Consider the following 20,354-nt stretch of genomic DNA (forward strand, 5'->3'; position numbering starts at 1 on the left):
AAGAAAAAGCCCGGCAGTGCCGGGCTTCTTCGTACTGGGAATACTGAAAGCCCGGGGCTTACAGGATGCTCAGCGGGTACTCGACGATCAGACGCAGTTCGTCGATCGATGGCGAACCGTAGTAAACACCATCGCCGGAACGGTAGGTCGCTTGACGGACGCGGAAGCTCAGGTCCTTGGCAGCGCCTTCTTGCAGTACATATTTGGCTTCGATGTCACGTTCCCATTCTTTGCCATTGGTGGTGCCTTCGACGTTCGCGTCGGAACCACGGACATAGCGGGTCATGAAGCTCAGGCCTGGCACGCCGTAGCTGGCCATGTTCAGGTCGTAGCGAGCCTGCCAGGATTTCTCGTCTTCAGCGTTGAAGTCGGAACGGGCAATGGAGTTGGCCAGGAAGATACTGCCGCCGCCGTCGACGCCGTAGGCGTAGTCGCCGTCACCAGAAACGCGCTGGTGAGCGAGAGTGAAGGTGTGGGCACCGATGTTGTAGGCAGCCGAGAGGCTGAATGCACGGTTGTCCAGTTTGTCACCGTCGAAGGCACGAGCTCGGTCGCCGTCGCTCTTGGTGTCATAGATGTTGAAGTCGAATACCAGGCCCTGGTCGTCGTTGATAGGCAGTGCCCAGTTGACGTTGGCGTAGTATTTGCGCCAGTAGTCTTCAACTTTCGAGTAGTAGAGGCTGGTGCTCAGGGTATCGGTGAAAGAGTAGGTACCACCAAAGACATCTGCCTTGGTCAGACCAGGGTTCTTGACGCGATCATCGTTCAGGCCACCGATACTGTCGTGGTAGGACTGCGATTGGGCGTTCAGCGCTGTGAAGTGACCGGCGTTGAGCTCAAGGCCTTTGATTTCATTGCTCGTTACCAGGAAGCCTTCAACGGTTTCTGGCAGCAGGCGGCTGTCATCGGTCGCCAGGACAGGCATGGCAGTAAATTGCGTGCCGTATTTCAGTACGGTGTCAGAAACGCGCAGTTTGATTGCGCCGCCGCCTTCCGAGAACGAGTCTTCGGAGCGACCGTCAGAGCCGGTAGGGAACTGACCGGTACCGGCGCGACCTTTGCCGCTGTCCAGTTTCAGGCCGAGCATGCCGATGGCGTCCACGCCGAAGCCTACGGTGCCTTGAGTGAAGCCCGATTCGTAGGTGCCAAGAAAGCCCAGGCCGGTTTCTTCAACACGGCTTTGGTCGCCACTTGGAACGTTGCGGAAGTCGCGGCTGAAATACAGCATCCGAGTTTTGACGCTCAGTTGGCTGTCTTCGATAAAGCCCTTGGATTCACTCTGGGAAGACGCAATTGCCATCTGCGAGGTGCCTGCTGCAACAGCCAGGGCGATCATGCTCCACTTCATCACGCGCATCGTGATTTGCTCCTTTGGTTTTTAGGAAGAGTACTGCCGTCGCCGATTGGTTTTTTTATGCGGCGCGGCTCTTTCTTTTTGTGTCGGCGGAAATGTATATCACGCTGACTGTAGTTGGCGATATGGGGAGAAAGAACCTTTCGGTAACTTTACGGTCATGTCGCTAACGGTTAAGTCCCTGTCGCAAATCACGCCCCGATTTTCGCGGGTCGTGCAACTCCAGTGCTGTTCCGGGCGGCTTAAGGATAGGTAAAAACAATCTAGCCTCCACATCCCCGAAACTCCCTGGTTCACCCATGCAACTGTTGTTATTTGTCGCGCTTCACCGGCATCCAGTGCAGGTGTCGTGCCGACCATGGCGAAAGGGAATGCAACAAGCGTGCTCAAAATTCCGAACAGTTCACAAATTTTTCACAACGGCTCCGGTCAGGGGGCAAAAACCCCGTAAATGCGGGGGCTAAGATCGGTTGGTTTGCAGCGCTGTGTCGTTCTGGAATAAGCGCAAAAGCTGTCTGTTAAGTCAAAGCGTTACCGCTAACGCACTGCGCTGAGTAGTTTGCGGATACTTTGGGTGCTGGCCTCTGCACGGGAGCCTCATTTTGGTGCGAAAAGTAGCGTTTACCAGGGTGTCAGGTTGTTACCTGATCCGTCGCAGGGAGCCAACTGGCAAAAAACGGTCAAAGCGGTGCGCTTCATGCGGGTCCTGCGGTTGTGTGGCGGTGCTCCAGCATCCAAACGGGGGTATCCTGCAGCAGTAGGTCTGCTTCGCAGGGTTTGGCTGTGAGTGGGCAAAGTATTAAACAGTTGTAGGAGATTCTCCCTTGTTTGAATTGGACCCACGCTTGCAGCAAGACACCTATGTGCTCGGGGACTTCCCCCTTTCACGCCTGCTGTTGAGTAAGGATGCCAACTACCCGTGGTTTATTCTGGTGCCGCGTCGTGCCGATATCAGTGAGTTGTTTCAACTTGATGACAGCGAACAACTGCAATTGTGGAAAGAAACCACTGTGCTGGCTGAACTACTTAAAGACTGTTTTGCTGCCGACAAAATGAATGTTGCCACGCTTGGCAATGTCGTCAGTCAACTTCATATGCACGTTATAGTGCGTCGCCGCAATGATCCGGCCTGGCCTGCTCCAGTCTGGGGTAGCCAACCGGCGAGCGTTTATACCACTGAGCAAGTTGCAGGCATTCGTCAGCGACTGGCGACTGTTCTCGATGACAATTTCACATTCGCCGAGGTTTAAGGCATGACACTTGAAGCGCGGGTAACAGAGCTGGAGAGCCGTTTGGCCTTTCAGGACGACACGGTGCAGGCCTTGAATGATGTGCTGGTCGAACAGCAGCGGATTGTCGAGCGTTTGCAGTTGCAGATGGCAGCGCTGCTCAAACGTTACGAAGAGATGGTCGGCCAATACCAGAGCAGCGAGGATGAGGCGCCACCTCCACATTATTGATCGGCGCGTAGCCCAGGCATAAAAAAACCGCGCAAGCTTTGGCTCCGCGGTTTTTTTGCAGCTCGATCAGCGCCGTGGGGCGGCGATTACATCTTCTGCCTGCAGGCCTTTGTCGCGATTCATGACCGAGAACTCTACACGTTGGCCCTCGACCAATACGCGGTGACCTTCGCCACGAATAGCGCGAAAGTGCACAAAGATGTCATCGCCAGAATCACGCGAGATGAAACCGAAGCCTTTAGAGGTGTTGAACCACTTGACCGTCCCGGTATCACGGTTGGTCATGTCGTATTGAGCAGCCTGGCTACGCGCGCTGCCGGTTTTGAGGAAGCCGGCAATCAAATGCGCCACTACCGCCAGCAGGGCGCAGCTCAGGGCTGGCAGGTTACCCAGCTCCGGGCGGGCCAGCAGGGTAAGCGTTTGTAACACCACTGCCAGCACCAGCAAGACGCTAGCCAGGCGTTGCAGGTAGAGGCGGGCACCTTTGTAGTAATGGGGTACTACGGGAGCGAGGAGCAGGTTAAGCAAGCCGAAAAGTGCCAGGTAAACGGCTTCCGGTTGTTGCAGCAGCGGTTGTGCATCGGTTCTGAGGCTGGGTATGAAGGACAGCAGCAAAGCTGCAGCGCCCGTCAAAAGGTGGACGATTTTGAACATGTTGGTTGGCTCACATTTATAAAGCACATCACAGGAAGAGCTGACATCACGGCGCGCATTGGGTTGAGAAGCGCAAAAACGTGAGAAAAGGTCAGCCTATGCGCCCCCGCATTAACAATCGTCAGAGACGGCACGCCGCCTATTTAACAGCAAAGCCGGGGGCTTCTCAAATCATCGGCCCGCCGTGTGTCGCTTGCCTTGGATCAAGGTCTCGCTGCCTGCCGCCACTGGTCGCAAGTCTGTGGCTGCAGGCGGTGACGAGTCTTGATACAGTGGGGCGTACCTGCTTGATCATCAAACATCATGGAAAGGGGAATCGCATGGCTATTGATATCGGTATTAGCGAAGAAGATCGCAAGTCTATCGTCGATGGATTGTCGCGACTCTTGTCGGATACTTATGTACTTTACCTGAAGACTCATAACTTTCACTGGAACGTGACCGGTCCGGCTTTTCGGACATTGCACTTGATGTTCGAAGAGCAATATAACGAACTGGCGTTGGCGGTTGATTCCATTGCAGAACGAATTCGCGCTTTGGGTTTCCCGGCGCCGGGTGCTTATTCCATTTATGCACGCCTGTCTTCGATCAAGGAAGAGGAAGGCGTGCCGGCAGCCGATGAAATGATCAAACAACTGGTGGAAGGGCAGGAGGCCGTGACACGTACAGCTCGGGGCATTTTCCCGCTGCTGGACAAGGTCAGTGACGAGCCCACTGCAGACCTTTTGACCCAGCGCATGCAGGTGCACGAGAAAACGGCCTGGATGCTGCGCTCGTTGCTTGAAGGCAAGTAGTCTCACGCACGTTAAACATAGTGTACTTAACGCCCGAACCGCTCGACGTTCGGGCGTTTTATTTGGCGGGGAAGTAGTTCTGTTATTACATGATTCTTCGCAGGTTATCGAGTAATCCTACAGTCAGAGTTAGTCGGTCTGCTGGATTCAATGCACCGGCGCAGTGCTTATTAGGGTTCGTCCTCGGGTAATAGCGATTGCCCGGGTTTGTTTCCCCGATAGTTTAAAGTGCGTGGTGCTTGTATGTCTTCATGGATGAATCGCGTAGGGCGCGTGGCGGGCGATACCGGTGCAGAGAGCGTCGATCCGTTCGAAGTGGACTTTAATATGGGGCTGGCACAGCCGTTGGCACGCTCGGTAAGGCTGAACGGATTTGCCACCTGTCTGCGTCTGGAGGAAATCTACTGGCGAGTGCTTGAACGCATTGCCCAGGCAAACCGTTGCTCAGTCAACACCGTGCTGTCCTATGTGGATCGCGAGGTGCATTTGCGACATGGCGGGGTAAAAAATTTCAGTGGCCTGATTCGGGTGGTGTGCGTGGTCTATCTGCTGGGGACCCAGGTGACACGCTAGTCGGTTGCCGGGCTGCACAGCACTCCTTAACCATATATAATCCCGCTCTTTACTGCCTGAACCAGCCCGCGCTGTGGTTAACGAGACACACTTATGCCCCTGTACGACTATCAATGTGCTTCCTGCAATCACCAGATGGAAGTCCTCCAGAAGATCAGCGCAGAGCCGCTGAGCGATTGCCCGGCATGTAAAAAGCCGGAGCTGAAGAAGCTGATCTGCGCACCGGGGTTCCGTCTGGGCGGTACAGGCTGGTACGAAACCGACTTCAAGACCGGTGCAAAAAAGAATCTTGCTGGCGGCGACAAAGCTGACTGAGTTGAATGCACCGGCCGGGTCTTGCACTATTAGCCCTTTGTGGCGCCAAGACCTCCACTGAACACACGAATGACGAGAAGCGAAACCACCATCATGATGCGCAGCCATTATTGCGGCCAACTGAACGAGAGCCTGGAAGGTCAGGAAATTACCCTTTGCGGATGGGTCCATCGTCGCCGCGACCACGGCGGGGTAATTTTCCTCGATATCCGTGACCGCGAAGGCATGGCCCAGGTCGTATTCGACCCGGATCGCGCAGACAGCTTTGCTGCCGCCGATCGCGTGCGCAGTGAGTACGTGGTGCAGATCACCGGTAAGGTGCGCCCGCGTCCAGCGGGCGCTGTGAATGCCAATATGGCTTCCGGTGCCATCGAAGTCCTGGGTTACGAGTTGACCGTGCTGAACGAAGCGGAAACCCCGCCGTTCCCGCTCAACGAGTACTCCGACGTCGGCGAAGAGACTCGCCTGCGCTATCGCTTCATCGACCTGCGTCGCCCGGAAATGGCCGAGAAGCTGCGTCTGCGCTCGCGGATCACCACCAGCATCCGTCGCTTCCTCGATGAAAACGGCTTCCTCGATGTGGAAACACCAATCCTCACCCGTGCCACGCCTGAAGGCGCGCGTGACTACCTGGTGCCGAGCCGTACCCACGCTGGCAGCTTCTTTGCACTGCCGCAATCGCCGCAGCTGTTCAAGCAACTGCTGATGGTCGCGGGCTTTGACCGCTACTACCAGATCGCCAAGTGCTTCCGCGACGAAGACCTGCGTGCAGACCGTCAGCCAGAATTCACCCAGATCGACATCGAGACCAGCTTCCTCGATGAATCCGAGATCATGGGCCTGACTGAGAGCATGATCCGCAAGCTGTTCAAGGAAGTCCTGGACCTGGAGTTCGGCGAATTCCCGCACATGACCTTCGAAGAGGCCATGCGCCGCTACGGCTCCGACAAACCAGACCTGCGTAACCCGCTGGAACTGGTTGACGTTGCCGATCAGCTCAAGGACGTAGAGTTCAAGGTCTTCAGTGGCCCGGCCAACGATCCAAAGTGCCGTGTTGCCGCCCTGCGCGTTCCTGGCGCTGCCAGCATGCCGCGCAGCCGCATCGACGAGTACACCAAGTTCGTCGGCATCTATGGTGCCAAGGGCCTGGCGTACATCAAGGTCAACGAGCGCGCCAAAGGCGTTGAAGGCCTGCAGTCGCCAATCGTCAAGAACATCCCTGAGGCCAACCTCAATGTGATCCTTGATCGCGTAGGCGCGGTCGACGGCGACATCGTGTTCTTCGGCGCCGACAAAGCCAAGATTGTCAGCGAAGCATTGGGTGCACTGCGGATCAAGGTCGGCAACGACTTCAACCTGCACACCTGCGAGTGGGCACCGATGTGGGTTGTCGACTTCCCAATGTTCGAAGAAAACGACGACGGTAGCTTCACTGCCCTGCACCACCCGTTCACTGCACCCAAGTGCACGCCGGAAGAGCTGGCCGCCAACCCTGCCACCGCGCTGTCGCGCGCCTACGACATGGTCCTCAACGGTACCGAGTTGGGTGGCGGTTCGATCCGTATTCACCGCAAGGAAATGCAACAGGCGGTCTTCCGTCTGCTGGGTATCGAGGCGGCAGAACAGGAAGAGAAGTTCGGCTTCCTGCTCGACGCTCTGAAGTTCGGTGCACCGCCACACGGTGGCCTGGCCTTTGGTCTGGACCGTCTGGTCATGCTGATGACTGGCGCCCAGTCGATTCGTGAAGTGATCGCCTTCCCGAAAACCCAGAGCGCCGCTTGTGTCATGACTCAGGCGCCTGGCCTGGTCGATGCGAAGGCCCTGCGCGAGTTGCACATCCGTCTGCGCGAACAGCCCAAGGCTGAGTAAGTAGACCCCGGGCGCATCCAAATGGATGCGCCTTTGCGTTAAGCAGTACGGAATTTATTGTTCCTGGCCGATTATTTGTCGGGCAGGGGCGTGGCATTGTTTCAAAGGATTCGGAGTCGTTATGGCTGGTCATTCCAAATGGGCAAACATCAAGCACCGCAAAGAGCGTCAGGACGCCAAGCGGGGCAAGATCTTCACCAAGTGGATTCGTGAGCTGACCGTTGCTGCCAAGCAGGGCGGCGGTGATCCGGGCACCAACCCGCGTCTGCGTCTGGCGCTGGACAAGGCATTGGGCGCCAACATGAGCCGCGACATCATCGACCGGGCCATTGCCCGCGGTGCTGGTGCGACCGAGGCCGATAACGTTGAAGAGCTCAGCTACGAAGGCTATGGCCCTGGTGGCGTGGCGATCATGGTCGAGGCCATGACCGATAACCGCAACCGTACTGCAGCTGCGGTACGCCATGCCTTCAGCAAATGTGGCGGTAACCTGGGTACCGACGGTTCCGTGGCCTATTTGTTCGAGCGCAAGGGGCAGATCAGTTTTGCCGCTGGGGTCGACGAAGATGCGCTGATGGAAGCGGCAATGGAAGCCGATGCTGACGACGTGGTCAGCAACGAAGATGGCTCTTTTGATGTCTTCACCTCGTTTGCCAGCTTCTATGCCGTGCGCAATGCCCTGGAAGAAGCAGGATTCAAGGCGGCGGACGCCGAAATCGTCATGCAGCCGACCACCAGTGCCGAACTGGACCTGGAGGGTGCGCAAAAGGTGCTCAAGCTGATCGATATGCTGGAAGACCTGGACGACGTGCAGAACGTCTACTCCAATGCCGAGATCCCCGATGAGGTCATGGAGCAACTGGGCTAACCCGTCTCCAGCCGATTTTATCCAAGCCGGATCTGCTTACAGGTGTACTGTACCTGCAAGCAGGTCCGGCTTCTGTCTTTACAACGACGATAAACGCGTCATCGAGTATGCAGGTGTTATGACTCTGATTCTTGGCATCGACCCGGGCTCGCGCATTACAGGCTACGGTGTGGTGCGCCAGGGGCCTCGGGGCTGCGAATATGTGGCATCCGGGTGCATTCGTACCGGTAGTGGCGAGTTGCCCGAGCGCTTGCAGATAGTCTTTCGCGGGGTGCGCGAGATCATCAGTCTGTACGGGCCGGTAACCATGGGTATCGAGCGCGTGTTCATGGCCCGCAACGCCGACTCGGCGCTAAAGTTGGGGCAGGCCCGCGGCGCCGCTATCGTGGCGGCCATCGAGGAAGGGCTGGAGATTGCCGAGTACAGTGCGACCCAGGTCAAGCAAGCGGTTGCCGGTACCGGTGGCGCTAACAAGGAGCAGGTGCAGATGATGGTAATGCACTTACTCAAGTTGACCAAAAAACCGCAGATCGATGCTTCCGATGCCCTGGCCATCGCCCTGTGCCATGCCCATACTCGCTCCAGCCTGTTACCCCATGGGCTTTCCACCGCACGAAGCCGTAGCGGACGTCTGCGCCTCTGATAGCATCATGCGCTGAAACAAATTTTGACCGGGCAATGCCATCGGCCATTGCATTTGCTGTTAGGGTTGATCGGTTGTTTGCCGGCGCCCATGAGGAAGGATTGCAACGTGATTGGACGTTTGCGCGGCACATTGGCTGAAAAACAGCCGCCGCACCTGATTGTTGATGTCAATGGCCTTGGCTATGAGCTCGAAGTGCCAATGACAACCTTGTATCGCTTGCCCAAGATTGGCGAAGCGGTAACGTTGCACACCCACCTGGTGGTGCGTGAGGATGCTCACCTGCTCTATGGCTTTCATGAGAAGCGCGAGCGCGAACTGTTCCGTGAGCTGATCCGCCTCAACGGTGTAGGCCCCAAGCTGGCACTGGCGTTGATGTCGGGCCTTGAGGTCGACGAACTGGTGCGTTGTGTTCAAGCGCAGGATGCCTCGGCGCTGGTCAAGGTGCCGGGTGTCGGCAAGAAGACTGCCGAACGCCTGCTGGTCGAACTTAAAGACCGTTTCAAAGCCTGGGAAACCTCTCCTGCCATGTTCGCCCTGGTGCCGAATGGACCAGCGCCGGTGACCAGTGTATCCAGCGCCGAGGCCGATGCCGTCAGCGCACTGATTTCCCTGGGCTACAAACCCCAGGAAGCCAGCAAGGCGGTGGCTGCTGTCGATGCCAAGGGCTTGAGCAGCGAAGAACTGATCCGCCGCAGCCTGAAGGGAATGATTTAAGTGATTGAAGCTGATCGACTGATAGCCGCCACCGGGCGTGACCGTGAAGAGGTCCAGGATCGGGCGATTCGCCCGCTGCGTCTGGCCGAATACATCGGTCAGCCGGTGGTGCGCGAGCAGATGGCCCTGTTCATTCAGGCGGCGCGAGGACGCAGCGAGTCGCTGGATCACACGCTGATCTTCGGCCCGCCGGGGCTGGGCAAGACCACCCTGGCCAATATCATCGCGCAAGAAATGGGCGTATCGATCAAGAGCACCTCTGGGCCGATCCTGGAGCGACCGGGCGACTTGGCAGCGCTGCTGACCAACCTTGAGCCTCACGATGTGTTGTTCATCGACGAGATTCATCGTCTGTCGCCGATTGTCGAAGAAGTGCTGTATCCGGCCATGGAAGACTTCCAGCTGGACATCATGATTGGTGAAGGACCGGCAGCCCGTTCCATCAAGCTCGACCTGCCGCCTTTTACCCTGGTCGGCGCCACCACGCGCGCCGGTATGCTGACCAACCCGTTGCGTGACCGTTTCGGTATCGTCCAGCGCCTGGAGTTCTACAACACTGAAGACCTGGCCACTATCGTCAGTCGCTCCGGCGGCATTCTCGGTTTGCCGATCGAAGATGAAGGCGCTTTCGAGATCGCTCGTCGGGCACGAGGCACGCCACGAATTGCCAACCGCCTGCTGCGTCGGGTTCGAGACTATGCCGAGGTGCGGGGCAAGGGGCATATCACCAAGCCGATAGCCGACATGGCGCTGAACCTGCTTGATGTCGACGAACGTGGCTTCGATCACCAGGACCGTCGCCTGTTGCTGACCATGATTGAAAAATTCGACGGGGGGCCCGTTGGGGTCGACAGCCTCGCTGCAGCTATCAGCGAAGAGCGCCACACCATCGAGGACGTTCTGGAGCCCTACCTGATTCAGCAGGGCTACATCATGCGTACCCCGCGGGGTAGGGTGGTAACCCGGCATGCTTATCTGCATTTTGGCCTGAACATCCCGAACAGGCTGGGTGAGTCGGTCTCTACTGAAGGTTTTTCCGCCCAGCCCGATGAATGACAGATTTATCTGGTCTTTTCGTGGTCCTATCGGCTGTCATGGAAGGACCACGCTGGCAATACGACATAATCAATGAAAAACAGTTGCTGGGGCGGATTGGCAAGCTGAGGAGTAAGCACTAGAGTATGCGCGCGCAAAATGGGCTTGAGTCGTTCGCACTCCGTTGTCGGGTCTATTACGAAGACACTGATGCGGGCGGCGTGGTGTATTACGTCAATTACCTGAAATTCATGGAGCGTGCCCGCACCGAGCGGTTGCGCGCCCTGGGCTTTGCCCAGTCGGCATTGGCGCAGGACAACCTGCTGTTCGTTGTCCACTCCAGCGAAGCGCGCTATCACGCGCCTGCGCGGTTGGATGACGAGTTGCGGGTTACCGCGCAAGTGCTTGAGTTGAACCGTGCCAGCCTGCGATTCGTGCAGCAGGTATGGCGCGAAAAAGATGCAACGCTGCTCTGCGAAGGGCAGTTCCTGGTGGCCTGTGTGCGCGCCGATACTTTCAAACCCCGGGCCATCCCCCCAGCGCTGCGAACGGCATTTGCCGAGGCGGGCGATCCGGGTACTCATTCAAATGCAGGAGATTAAGCGTGGAAGCTAACGTCGTCGACCATACCTCCATGTGGAGCCTGGTCAGCAATGCCAGCATCGTGGTGCAGCTGGTTATGCTGGTTCTGGTTGCCGCATCGGTAACGTCATGGATCATGATTTTTCAGCGCAGCACCATGCTGCGTGCCGGTCGTCGAGCGCTGGAAAGCTTCGAAGAACGTTTCTGGTCGGGCATCGACCTGTCAAAGCTGTACCGTCAGGCGGGCAGCAACCCGGATCCGGACTCGGGTGTCGAGCAGGTATTTCGTGCCGGCTTCAAGGAATTCTCCCGTCTGCGCCAGCAGCCAGGTGTTGACCCGGATGCGGTGATGGAAGGTGTCGGTCGTGCTATGCGCGTCGCCATTTCCCGCGAGGAAGAGAAGCTTGAGCAGAGCCTGCCGTTCCTGGCCACTGTCGGCTCCACCAGCCCGTACATCGGTCTGTTCGGTACCGTATGGGGCATCATGAACTCCTTCCGCGGGCTGGCCAGCGCCCAGCAGGCGACCCTGGCCACTGTGGCTCCGGGTATTGCCGAAGCACTGATCGCAACCGCAATCGGTCTGTTCGCCGCAATTCCAGCGGTTATCGCCTACAACCGTTTCGCGGCCCGCAGCGAAGTCTTGATCGGCCGTTACTACACGTTCGCCGACGAGTTCCAGGCCATCCTGCACCGTAAAGTGCACACCAGCGAAGAGTGATCAGGTAAAAGCCCATGGCCCGAGTTCGCCACAAACGCAAGCCGGTCGCCGAGATGAACGTGGTGCCTTACATCGACGTGATGTTGGTACTACTGGTCATTTTCATGGTGACCGCACCGATGCTCAACCAGGGCGTGAAGGTTGATCTGCCCAAGGTTTCCAGTGAAGCCTTGCCGCAGGACAACAACGTCCAGGTCCTGACTATTTCGATCAAGGCTGACAAGACCTACTACTGGAACCTTGGCAGTGAAGTCGACACCGACAAGCAAATGGACAAGGCCATGACCTTGCCGCAGATGACCGACGCGGTGACCAAGATCATCTCTGCCGGCCGTGACCAGGGCAAACAGACCCAGGTCTTCATTCGTGGCGACAAGACTGTCGACTACGGCGCGGTCATGGGTGCCATGGGCGGGTTGCAAAAGGCAGGTGTCGGTAACGTTGGCCTGATTACCGAGGCGCCCTGATGCAACAGCGAGAGCCATCCGCCTCGGAAAGCTATTTCTGGCCCAGTGTCTGGGCCATTGCGCTGCACGTTCTGGTGTTCGGCATGCTGTTCGTCAGTTTTGCCATGACGCCGGAGCTGCCGCCGGCCAAGCCTATTGTTCAGGCAACCCTGTACCAGCTGAAATCGAAAAGTCAGGCCACCACCCAGACCAATCAGAAGATTGCGGGTGAAGCGAAGAAAACCGCTTCGCGCCAGACCGAAGTCGAGCAGATGGAACAGAAGAAGGTCGAGCAGCAAGCAGTAAAAGCTGCGGAACAAAAGAAAGAAGAAGCTGCTCAAAAGGCGGAAGAAGCACGCGCCGAAGCCGAAGCAAAAAAGGCCGAGCAAGCCAAGCAGGCAGACGAAGCGAAGAAAACCGCCGAGGCCAAGAAAGCCGAAGAGGCCAAGAAGGCCACCGAGAAGCAACAGGCTGACATCGCCAAGAAGAAGGCCGAAGAGGAAGCCAAGAAAAAGGCTGACGAAGAGGCCAAGAAGCAGGCAGCTGAAGAGGCCAAGAAAAAAGCAGCCGAGGACGCCAAAAAGAAGGCAGCCGAGGATGCCAAGAAAAAAGCAGTAGCCGAGGAAGCGAAGAAAAAGGCTGCTGAAGACGCCAAGAAGAAAGCTGCAGCTGATGCGGCCAAGAAGAAGGCGCAGGATGCGGCCCGCAAGGCAGCGGAAGATAAGAAAGCCCAGGCCCTGGCCGAGCTTCTGTCCGACACTACCGAGCGGCAACAAGCATTGGCTGACGAGCAGGGTGACCAGGTGGCCGGCGATTTCGACGACCTGATCCGTGCACGTGCGGCCGAGGGCTGGGCGCGTCCACCTTCTGCGCGCAAGAACATGACGGTGGTTCTGCAGATCGGCATGCTGCCCGATGGCACCATTACTTCGGTGAGCGTAGCCCGCTCCAGTGGCGATGGTCCGTTTGACAGTTCGGCAGTTGCCGCGGTCAAGAACATTGGTCGGTTAACTGAAATGCAGGGCTTGAAACCGAGCGAATTCAATCCCTATCGTTCATTCAAGATGACATTCACACCTGAGGATCTAGCCTTGTGATTAAACTTCTTCGAGGACTGCTGGTTGTTCTCTGCTGCGTAGCAGGAATGGCCGTGGCAGAAGAAAAGAACATCCTGGTCACCAGCGGCAGTGATCGCGCCACCCCTATTGCGGTCGTACCTTTCGGTCTGCAGGGCGGTAGCGTGCTGCCTGAAGACATGGCCGACATTATCGGTAATGACCTGCGCAACTCTGGTTATTACTCGCCGATTCCGCGCCAGAACATGATCAGCCAGCCTAGCCAGGCCAGCGAAGTCATTTTCCGCGACTGGAAAGCCCTGGGTGCCCAGTACGTCATGGTTGGCAGCATTGTTCCGGCTGGCGGTCGCCTGCAGGTGCAGTACGCACTGTTCAACGTCGCCACCGAGCAGCAAGTGCTGACCGGCAGCGTCTCGGGCAGCGTCGATCAATTGCGCGACATGTCGCACTACATTGCCGACCAGTCGTTCGAGAAACTCACCGGTATCAAGGGTGCGTTCTCTACCCGCATGTTGTACGTAACGGCCGAGCGTTTCTCCACCAACAATACGCGTTACACCCTGCAGCGTTCGGATTACGACGGTGCACGTGCTGTTACCCTGCTGCAATCGCGTGAGCCGATTCTGTCGCCGCGTTTTGCGCCTGATGGCAAGCGTATTGCCTATGTCTCGTTCGAGCAGAAGCGTCCGCGCATCTTCGTTCAGCACATCGATACTGGCCGTCGTGAGCAGATCACCAACTTCGAAGGCCTGAACGGTGCACCGGCGTGGTCGCCTGACGGTTCGCGCCTGGCGTTCGTGCTGTCCAAGGACGGTAACCCTGACATTTATGTAATGAACATGGGTTCGCGCCAACTGTCTCGTGTTACTGCAGGTCCTGGTATCAATACCGAACCGTTCTGGGGTAAAGATGGTTCGACCATCTACTTTACTTCCGACCGTGGTGGTAAACCGCAGATCTATAAAACCAATGTTTCGGGCGGTGGCGCCGAGCGGGTAACTTTTGTAGGAAACTACAACGCCAACCCTAAACTTTCTGCGGATGAAAAGACCTTGGTGATGATTCATCGCCAACAAGGTTTCACCAACTTCAAGGTGGCTGCACAAGATTTGCAGCGCGGTAGTGTAAAGATTCTCTCTGAAACAAGTCTTGATGAGTCTCCTACTGTTGCGCCCAACGGCACCATGCTAATCTACGCCACCCGCCAGCAGGGCCGGGGAGTCTTGATGCTCGTCTCTCTCAACGGACGCGTGAGGCTCCCGCTTCCTACCGCTCAAGGCGAAGTCAGAGAACCGTCCTGGTCCCCTTACCTGAACTGACGCGGCGCTTTACGTTGTACTTAACACATTGGGGTTCATTAGGAGTTTCACGATGGAAATGCTGAAGTTTGGTAAGTTTGCTGCGCTGGCTCTGGCCATGGCCGTAGCTGTAGGTTGCTCTTCCAAAGGCGGCGACGACGCTGGTCAAGGCGCTGTTGATCCTAACGCTGGCTACGGTGCCAACACTGGCGCAGTTGACGGCAGCCTGAGCGAAGAAGCTGCTCTGCGCGCAATCACCACCTTCTACTTCGAATACGACAGCTCGGACCTGAAGCCAGAAGCCATGCGCGCTCTGGACGTTCATGCCAAGGACCTGAAAGGCAACGGCGCTCGCGTCGTGCTGGAAGGTAACACCGACGAGCGTGGTACTCGCGAATACAACATGGCTCTGGGCGAGCGTCGTGCGAAAGCCGTTCAACGCTACCTGGTTCTGCAAGGCGTCTCTCCTGCTCAGCTGGAACTGGTTTCCTACGGCGAAGAGCGTCCAGTTGCTACCGGCAACGACGAGCAGTCCTGGGCTCAAAACCGTCGCGTCGAACTGCGTAAGTAATTCGATATGCGAACGTGCCGTCGTGCTCTAACCGTCCTGGCGCTCAGCCTGCCACTCGTGGCGTTGGCTGAGGTTCCTGTTGTTGATGACAACGCTGGCTATAGCGGCGCAAGCAGCTATCCGCCATCGGGTTATGGTACGAACGGCGCCTACGCCGGGGGAGGGGTTACCGCCCCTGCCTCGGCGCAGGGTCAGCTGTTCATGCAACTGCAGCAAATGCAGGATCAGCTGTCGCGTCAACAAGGCATCATCGAAGAGTTGCAAAACGATGTTGCGCGCATGAAACAGGAAAGCCTGGAGCGATACCAGGACCTGGATCGGCGTATTGGAACCGGCGCACCTGCCGAGGCTCCACAGAATTCTTCCGCGGGTGGCGAAGCCGCCGGCGCCGCTGCCGGGGCTGCCGCTGCGCAGCAACCAGCAGCCAGCAGCGAACCTGGTGATCCGGCCAAAGAAAAGCTCTACTACGATGCTGCTTTCGACCTGATCAAAGCCAAGGATTTCGACAAGGCCAGCCAGGCGTTCAACGCCTTCCTGCGCAAGTACCCAAATAGTCAGTACGCCGGCAATGCCCAGTACTGGTTGGGTGAAGTGAACCTGGCCAAGGGTGACCTGCAAGCTGCAGGGCAAGCCTTTGCCAAGGTCAGCCAGCTGTATCCCAAGCACAACAAGGTGCCGGACTCACTGTACAAGCTGGCCGATGTAGAACGCCGCCTGGGTCACACCGACCGGGTCAAGGGCATTTTGCAACAGGTCATCACCCAGTACCCGGGTACTTCTGCTGCACAGCTGGCCCAGCGCGACCTGCAAAAGCTCTAAACCAGCTGTTTCAAAAGAAACCCGCGCTTGCCGCGGGTTTTTTCGTTAGAATCTCTGCCCTTTTATTGAACTACGCTGCTGGAAACTACGCGATGTCGGGTTTTCAGCAGTGCCTGACGGAGGCGGACAGCCTGTTTAGCTGTTACGCCCGTGGCGACTATGCAAGACACATTACGCATTACCGAAGTCTTTTACTCTTTGCAGGGTGAAACGCGCACCGCTGGCTTGCCCACGGTTTTTGTCCGTCTTACCGGCTGCCCGCTGCGCTGCCAGTATTGCGACAGTGAATACGCCTTCAGCGGTGGCACACTACGCACCCTCGACTCCATCCTTGAGCAGGTAGCAGGCTTCAAGCCGCGCTATGTCTGTGTCACTGGTGGTGAACCGCTGGCTCAGCCCAATGCCATTCCTTTGCTCAAGCAGCTTTGCGACGCCGGTTATGACGTGTCGCTTGAAACCAGTGGTGCATTGGATATCTCCAAGGTTGATGCGCGCGTCAGTCGAGTCGTCGATCTCAAGACGCCAGGCTCCGAGGAGGCGCACCGCAACCGGTACGAGAACATCGAGCTGCTGGGCGCAAATGATCAGGTCAAGTTCGTAATCTGTTCGCGTGAAGACTACGACTGGGCGGTGTCAAAGCTCATTCAGTACGGTCTGGAAAAACGTGCAGGTGAAGTGCTGTTTTCGCCGAGCCATCATCAGGTAAGCGCTACAGACCTCGCTGATTGGATTGTGGCCGACAATTTGCCGGTTCGTTTTCAGATGCAGTTGCACAAGCTACTGTGGAATGACGAGCCCGGACGCTGACAGGAGTGAATGCAATGACTGAGAAACGTGCGGTAATCCTGCTTTCCGGTGGCCTTGATTCGGCAACCGTGGTGGCCATGGCCAAGGCCGATGGCTACAAGTGCTACACCATGAGCTTCGACTATGGCCAGCGTCACCGTGCCGAGCTGAACGCTGCTGCGCGCGTGGCCCGTGACCTCGGGGTGGTCGAGCATAAAGTGATTGGCTTGAACCTGAACGGGATTGGCGGCTCAGCCTTGACCGACAGCAGCATCGATGTGCCCGAGGCGCCTTCTGAGGGCATTCCGATAACCTATGTACCGGCACGCAATACAGTGTTCCTGTCGCTGGCGCTAGGCTGGGCAGAGGTGCTGGAGGCGCGGGATATCTTCATTGGCGTCAATGCCGTGGACTACTCGGGTTATCCGGATTGCCGCCCAGAATTCGTCGAGGCATTCGAGCGCATGGCCAACCTGGCCACCAAAGCCGGTGTAGAAGGGCAGGGCTTCCGTATTCAGGCGCCGCTGCAGAACTTGAGCAAGGCGCAAATTGTTCAGGCTGGTCTTGCCCAGGGCGTTGATTACAGCCTTACCGTTTCCTGCTATCAGGCCGACGACGAAGGCCGTGCGTGCGGTAAATGTGACAGCTGCCGCCTGCGCGCCGATGGCTTTAAAGCAGCGGGTGTAGCCGACCCAACACGATATTTTTAAATTATTTTGCGATGGGGTGTTGATTTCCTGTTAGAAATCAGTATTATACGCGCCATCCAACGGGTCGTTAGCTCAGTTGGTAGAGCAGTTGGCTTTTAACCAATTGGTCGTAGGTTCGAATCCTACACGACCCACCATACGCTGTAAGTCAAAGCCCGCGTCCTGAAAAGGTCGCGGGCTTTTTCGTTTTTATCGTTTTTTTGAATTGTCTGGAGCGCCGCATGTCTCAGCGTGGGGTTCATGACAAAACACTCGAGTTCCCGCATCATGGTTCTCCACTTGAATCTACTGAAAATCAGGAACAGGCCCGCTCTGCGGGTCACGCATGAGGCATGAAGTAGCTATGACTGAAGGTCGTATCACCGCAGGTTCCGAGGCCGCGAGCAGCCAGCCACTGGTATCGATCATTGCCCCTTGCTATAACGCCGAAAAATACCTCGAGGCGGCCTTACAGAGCATCTTCGCCCAGGACTATGGCAACTTCGAAGTGATCATTGTCGACGATGGCTCGACCGACAATAGCCTTGCCATGTTGCGCGCCTTGCAGCAAACCTACGATTTTCAGCTCTACACTCAGCCCAACCAGGGGGTCAGTGCCACATTGAACAATGGCCTGGCCCACGCCAACGGCGTTTATGTTTCGACGCCGGACCTGGATGACATCATGCTGCCTCATTCGATCAGCACCAGAGCCCGCTATCTCGATGAGCATCCCAAGGTCGGCTGCGTTGGGGCGTTGATTGCCTACATGGACAGTGATGGCGTCGAGATAAAAACCCAGCACCGCACCCAAGTGAAGAAGTTCAGTTTCGACGAGATCGTCAGGGACGCTGTGGTCATGGGGGCGCCCGGTGCGCTGTACCGGATGGAGGCGATGAAGGCTGCGGGCTTCTACGATCCGGCTATCAAGGTTCAGGATTTCCAGATGACCTTGCGTATTGCCAGCAAGGGCTACGAGATTCATGAGTTGCCGGTAGTGGTTACGCGCTATCGTCGGCATCCCAATAATCTGTCCAGGCGTTTCAAGGTATTGCTTGATGCCGACCTGCAGGCCATGGCGCCTTTTCAAGATCACCCGGGCTATGAGAAGGGCCGCTCGGTACTGATTCACAAGGCCTTGAAATACGCCGTGGTGTCAGACAAAAAGTACGCATGGGGCCTGCTGCGCTCCATTCCGTTGCGTCATTTCAATCGTACGACGTTCAAACGGCTTAAGCGTCTCGTACTGCACCGTTGATGTTCATCCGCTTACAAAAACGATAACAACTGCACGCAAGGATCAACCTGTGAAGCTTTTCGAGATGCTGAAGGATCGCCGAGAGTACAAGCGGCTGCGCGCGATGGACAGGCTTGAGCGCAAGGCCGAGAAGATTCGCCTGAGATACCCTCGATACACCATCGGTACCGGAACCTACGGAATTCCCGAGGTGATTGAGTTCGGCGATGACACTGTACTCAAGGTAGGTTCCTACACCTCAATCGCAGAAGGTGTGCAAATTCTCCTTGGCGGTGAACACCGCACCGACTGGCTGACGACTTACCCTTTCCCAGCGATGGTTGATGAAGTTCGGGACATCAAGGATTACGCCCCGAGTAAAGGTGATGTGGTCATCGGCAGTGACTGCTGGATCTGTACCAATGCCGTCATTCTCTCCGGTGTAACCATCGGTCACGGCGCCATTGTGGCAGCCGGTGCTGTCGTTACACGTGACGTGCCCCCTTTCGCCGTGGTGGGTGGTAACCCCTGCAAGCAGATCAGGTGGCGCTTCGAGGAGGACGTTCGTGCCCTGCTGCTTGAGGCTGCGTGGTGGGACTGGCCGATGGAGGAGGTCAAGGCGGTGGCGAGAATGCTGTGCAGCGCCGACCAGGAGACATTCCTCGCCTATATCAGGACGCGCAAGGCCCAGTAATCATTTATGATCGCCCGCTTGGCCAGTAGCCCCTGCGGGAAAAGGATGTTGTGTGTTTTTCAGGTCTGTTCTGATCGCCCTCATGTTGGCGGTATCTGCTTGTAGCTCTCACTCCCCTGGTACCGGGGTTTCTGCCAACAAGGTTGTAGCCGGTACCTACAAGGTCAAGCGTGGCGACACGCTGTACTCGATTGCTACGCGCCACGGATGGAGCTTCAAAGAGCTGGCGCGCTACAACGGGATCAGCCCGCCTTATGCGGTGAATGTCGGTCAGACTATTCGGTTCGGCGGATCGAAAGCTACGTCACGAAACAGAACCACTACCGCCAGCAAGCGCAAACCGGTTGCCCCGGCCACTAAGGTGACGCTGCGCGGTTGGGCCTGGCCGGTACAGGGTGCGGTGATCGGTCGCTACTCTGCGGCGGATAAACTCAGCAAGGGGATTCGTATTGCCGCTACCCAGGGCCAGCCGGTGTTCGCCAGCCTCGGCGGCAAGGTGGCGTTCGCAACCAATATCCGCGGCTACGGCAACCTGATCATCCTCCAGCATGGCCCCTCCCATGCCAGTGTCTATGGCCACAACAGCAAACTGCTGGTCAAGGAAGGGCAAACTGTCAGCAAGGGCCAGAAAATTGCCGAGGCAGGCGACCTGGATGCCGATCGCGTGCAGCTGTACTTCGAGATTCGCCAGAACGGAAAACCGCTCGACCCGCTGAGTGTTCTGCCGGCAGCCAGTTGAATTACTGGTACTTGATCACGATGCCCTTGAGCTTGCGCCCTTCGACAGAGTGTATGTCACGGTCCCACAGGGGGCCGCTGACATAGGCCGACATTGGCTGGATACGGTCGTAGACCACAACGACGGCATCACCACCGATCTTGGCGGCTTCGCTGCGTAGTTTCTGTTCTACGTCGCTGATAGGCGGCGCCGGCTCCACACTGGCATCGACCAGAATTTCGCCCAGGCGCGTATGCGCACGCAAGGGCTCGCGGCGCAGTACTTCGACATGGGCGGCATCGGTGGGGGCGGCGTGTTCAACGCCGACATATTCGGTCGTGCGGGCATCGATGCTGCTGCAGCCAGCCAGTGCCAGCAGCAGCGCACCTGACAAGCAGAGTTTACTGATTGTCTTCATGGCGTCTCCCCTTCGGTAGC

Annotated in this window: 25 protein-coding genes and 1 tRNA gene; 23 read left to right on the forward strand and 3 right to left on the reverse strand. The window is 57.2% G+C overall.

Features of this window, described 5'->3' with window-relative positions; genetic code table 11:
- Positions 1-58: 58 nt before the first annotated feature.
- Positions 59-1,357: an OprD family porin gene (locus tag H8F21_RS19800; protein WP_203475975.1), complete on the reverse strand. Its 1,299-nt coding sequence runs from the start codon at positions 1,355-1,357 to the stop codon at positions 59-61.
- Positions 1,358-2,178: 821 nt separating this feature from the next.
- On the opposite strand from H8F21_RS19800, the gene H8F21_RS19805 reads away from it, so the two are divergent.
- Both H8F21_RS19805 and H8F21_RS19810 read left to right on the forward strand, forming a co-directional pair.
- On the forward strand, positions 2,179-2,604 hold the full coding sequence (locus H8F21_RS19805; RefSeq protein ID WP_203475973.1) for an HIT family protein: 426 nt from the start codon (positions 2,179-2,181) through the stop codon (positions 2,602-2,604).
- Positions 2,605-2,607: 3 nt separating this feature from the next.
- Positions 2,608-2,814, forward strand: coding sequence for a SlyX family protein (locus H8F21_RS19810; RefSeq protein ID WP_203475972.1), 207 nt, complete (start codon positions 2,608-2,610; stop codon positions 2,812-2,814).
- Positions 2,815-2,880: 66 nt separating this feature from the next.
- Here the strand turns inward: H8F21_RS19810 and H8F21_RS29855 are convergent, their stop codons facing one another.
- Positions 2,881-3,468 carry a cold-shock protein gene (locus H8F21_RS29855; RefSeq protein ID WP_203475970.1) on the reverse strand — a complete coding sequence of 196 codons (588 nt, stop codon included), beginning with the start codon at positions 3,466-3,468 and terminating at the stop codon, positions 2,881-2,883.
- 320 nt (positions 3,469-3,788) lie between these two features.
- Here H8F21_RS29855 and H8F21_RS19820 point away from each other — a divergent pair, with 320 nt between their 5' ends.
- The 21 genes from H8F21_RS19820 (at position 3,789) to H8F21_RS19920 (ending at position 19,937) form a co-directional block, all read left to right on the forward strand.
- Positions 3,789-4,262 carry a Dps family protein gene (locus H8F21_RS19820; RefSeq protein WP_136479013.1) on the forward strand — a complete coding sequence of 158 codons (474 nt, stop codon included), beginning with the start codon at positions 3,789-3,791 and terminating at the stop codon, positions 4,260-4,262.
- Between the two features lie 243 nt (positions 4,263-4,505).
- The gene (locus H8F21_RS19825; RefSeq protein WP_236043129.1) at positions 4,506-4,835 is read left to right on the forward strand and encodes a ribbon-helix-helix domain-containing protein; all 330 of its coding nucleotides are present in this window, start codon (positions 4,506-4,508) and stop codon (positions 4,833-4,835) included.
- A 93-nt stretch (positions 4,836-4,928) separates the two neighbouring features.
- Positions 4,929-5,150: an FmdB family zinc ribbon protein gene (locus H8F21_RS19830; RefSeq protein WP_203585173.1), complete on the forward strand. Its 222-nt coding sequence runs from the start codon at positions 4,929-4,931 to the stop codon at positions 5,148-5,150.
- 93 nt (positions 5,151-5,243) lie between these two features.
- Positions 5,244-7,019: an aspartate--tRNA ligase gene (gene aspS / locus H8F21_RS19835; RefSeq protein ID WP_203476437.1), complete on the forward strand. Its 1,776-nt coding sequence runs from the start codon at positions 5,244-5,246 to the stop codon at positions 7,017-7,019.
- Positions 7,020-7,140: 121 nt separating this feature from the next.
- Positions 7,141-7,887, forward strand: coding sequence for a YebC/PmpR family DNA-binding transcriptional regulator (locus H8F21_RS19840; protein WP_203585174.1), 747 nt, complete (start codon positions 7,141-7,143; stop codon positions 7,885-7,887).
- A gap of 118 nt (positions 7,888-8,005) precedes the next feature.
- A complete protein-coding gene (gene ruvC / locus H8F21_RS19845; RefSeq protein WP_203475966.1) occupies positions 8,006-8,530 on the forward strand; it encodes a crossover junction endodeoxyribonuclease RuvC in 525 nt (174 codons plus the stop codon).
- A gap of 108 nt (positions 8,531-8,638) precedes the next feature.
- The gene (ruvA, locus tag H8F21_RS19850; protein ID WP_203475959.1) at positions 8,639-9,247 is read left to right on the forward strand and encodes a Holliday junction branch migration protein RuvA; all 609 of its coding nucleotides are present in this window, start codon (positions 8,639-8,641) and stop codon (positions 9,245-9,247) included.
- Positions 9,248-10,303 (forward strand): Holliday junction branch migration DNA helicase RuvB, encoded by a 1,056-nt coding sequence (gene ruvB, locus H8F21_RS19855; protein WP_203585175.1) that lies wholly within the window; start codon positions 9,248-9,250, stop codon positions 10,301-10,303. It begins immediately after the preceding gene.
- Between the two features lie 125 nt (positions 10,304-10,428).
- Positions 10,429-10,884: a tol-pal system-associated acyl-CoA thioesterase gene (ybgC, locus tag H8F21_RS19860; protein ID WP_203585176.1), complete on the forward strand. Its 456-nt coding sequence runs from the start codon at positions 10,429-10,431 to the stop codon at positions 10,882-10,884.
- A gap of 2 nt (positions 10,885-10,886) precedes the next feature.
- Entirely contained in the window at positions 10,887-11,582 is a 696-nt protein-coding gene (gene tolQ, locus H8F21_RS19865) for a protein TolQ (RefSeq protein WP_038613859.1), read from the forward strand.
- Between the two features lie 14 nt (positions 11,583-11,596).
- A complete protein-coding gene (gene tolR / locus H8F21_RS19870) occupies positions 11,597-12,049 on the forward strand; it encodes a protein TolR (protein ID WP_203585177.1) in 453 nt (150 codons plus the stop codon).
- Positions 12,049-13,125 (forward strand): cell envelope integrity protein TolA, encoded by a 1,077-nt coding sequence (tolA, locus tag H8F21_RS19875; RefSeq protein ID WP_203585178.1) that lies wholly within the window; start codon positions 12,049-12,051, stop codon positions 13,123-13,125. Before tolR ends, tolA begins: the two co-directional genes overlap by 1 nt.
- Before the next feature lie 47 nt (positions 13,126-13,172).
- Positions 13,173-14,423 carry a Tol-Pal system beta propeller repeat protein TolB gene (gene tolB, locus H8F21_RS19880; RefSeq protein WP_211201883.1) on the forward strand — a complete coding sequence of 417 codons (1,251 nt, stop codon included), beginning with the start codon at positions 13,173-13,175 and terminating at the stop codon, positions 14,421-14,423.
- Between the two features lie 52 nt (positions 14,424-14,475).
- On the forward strand, positions 14,476-14,973 hold the full coding sequence (gene pal / locus H8F21_RS19885; RefSeq protein WP_028943075.1) for a peptidoglycan-associated lipoprotein Pal: 498 nt from the start codon (positions 14,476-14,478) through the stop codon (positions 14,971-14,973).
- A gap of 6 nt (positions 14,974-14,979) precedes the next feature.
- Positions 14,980-15,792, forward strand: coding sequence for a tol-pal system protein YbgF (ybgF, locus tag H8F21_RS19890; protein ID WP_203475953.1), 813 nt, complete (start codon positions 14,980-14,982; stop codon positions 15,790-15,792).
- Between the two features lie 159 nt (positions 15,793-15,951).
- Positions 15,952-16,599, forward strand: coding sequence for a 7-carboxy-7-deazaguanine synthase QueE (queE, locus tag H8F21_RS19895; protein ID WP_203542002.1), 648 nt, complete (start codon positions 15,952-15,954; stop codon positions 16,597-16,599).
- A gap of 14 nt (positions 16,600-16,613) precedes the next feature.
- Positions 16,614-17,288, forward strand: coding sequence for a 7-cyano-7-deazaguanine synthase QueC (gene queC, locus H8F21_RS19900; RefSeq protein ID WP_203475949.1), 675 nt, complete (start codon positions 16,614-16,616; stop codon positions 17,286-17,288).
- 61 nt (positions 17,289-17,349) lie between these two features.
- Positions 17,350-17,425, forward strand: a tRNA-Lys gene (locus tag H8F21_RS19905).
- Positions 17,426-17,631: 206 nt separating this feature from the next.
- Positions 17,632-18,525 carry a glycosyltransferase family 2 protein gene (locus tag H8F21_RS19910; protein ID WP_203585179.1) on the forward strand — a complete coding sequence of 298 codons (894 nt, stop codon included), beginning with the start codon at positions 17,632-17,634 and terminating at the stop codon, positions 18,523-18,525.
- A 49-nt stretch (positions 18,526-18,574) separates the two neighbouring features.
- Positions 18,575-19,198: a CatB-related O-acetyltransferase gene (locus H8F21_RS19915; protein WP_203475942.1), complete on the forward strand. Its 624-nt coding sequence runs from the start codon at positions 18,575-18,577 to the stop codon at positions 19,196-19,198.
- A 52-nt stretch (positions 19,199-19,250) separates the two neighbouring features.
- Positions 19,251-19,937 (forward strand): peptidoglycan DD-metalloendopeptidase family protein, encoded by a 687-nt coding sequence (locus H8F21_RS19920; protein ID WP_203541999.1) that lies wholly within the window; start codon positions 19,251-19,253, stop codon positions 19,935-19,937.
- A gap of 1 nt (position 19,938) precedes the next feature.
- Here H8F21_RS19920 and H8F21_RS19925 read toward each other — a convergent pair whose 3' ends face one another.
- Positions 19,939-20,334 carry a hypothetical protein gene (locus H8F21_RS19925; protein ID WP_203475936.1) on the reverse strand — a complete coding sequence of 132 codons (396 nt, stop codon included), beginning with the start codon at positions 20,332-20,334 and terminating at the stop codon, positions 19,939-19,941.
- Between the last annotated feature and the right edge of the window lie 20 nt (positions 20,335-20,354).

The sequence above is a fragment of the Pseudomonas arcuscaelestis genome, from assembly GCF_016881005.1.
Taxonomy (GTDB): Bacteria; Pseudomonadota; Gammaproteobacteria; order Pseudomonadales; family Pseudomonadaceae; genus Aquipseudomonas; species Aquipseudomonas arcuscaelestis.